At 28.7% G+C, this 565-nt stretch carries 1 pseudogene; it reads right to left on the reverse strand.

Going from position 1 to position 565, the window contains the following annotated elements:
- Positions 1 to 98: 98 nt before the first annotated feature.
- Positions 99 to 565: pseudogene (locus tag ACFSQP_RS13105) on the reverse strand (SAM-dependent methyltransferase); the annotation flags it as partial.

Genomic DNA, 565 nt, shown 5'->3' on the forward strand with positions numbered 1-565 from the left:
AATAGAAGAAAGAAAAAAGTTAGTAGAAGTTCTTCTAAAAAAAGAAGACGATAAATTAATAAAAAGTGATAACCATTAAATTTACTATGATTTAATGGTTATTTTTTTACAGCAATCATCATGTGCGGACTAAATGGAAGTAAATACTCGTCATTCTGAGTTAATTTCTGTAAAGATTTTAAAGTTTTAGATTTCTTTTTATCTAACATATTTGCAAAGTATTCATTGTCTAACCAAATCATACCTTCGACAGCATAAAGATTTATAAAAGAAAGGTTTTGCTCTAAAAACTCTGTTTTTAAAGTTGCAGGTTTATGATAATAGGAATCAGCTAATAAAAAAGGAAAATCTTTAGGCGCATTATGCACACCAGAAGTTAATTCTTTTTTACACATATCAAAAAATGAATTTGCATGTATCATTCCGTTCATTAGCCCAACAACAGTAGATGCAGTTGCGTTTATTGCGAAACCTAAAATAATTCCGCCTTTTTTAAGAACTCTTTTTGCTTCTAGTATTGCTGCAATTCTATCTTCTCTTTTTTGTAGATGATATAAAGGGCCAT

It is taken from the genome of Bizionia sediminis, from assembly GCF_042684585.1.
GTDB classification, from domain to species: domain Bacteria; phylum Bacteroidota; class Bacteroidia; order Flavobacteriales; family Flavobacteriaceae; genus Algorimicrobium; species Algorimicrobium sediminis.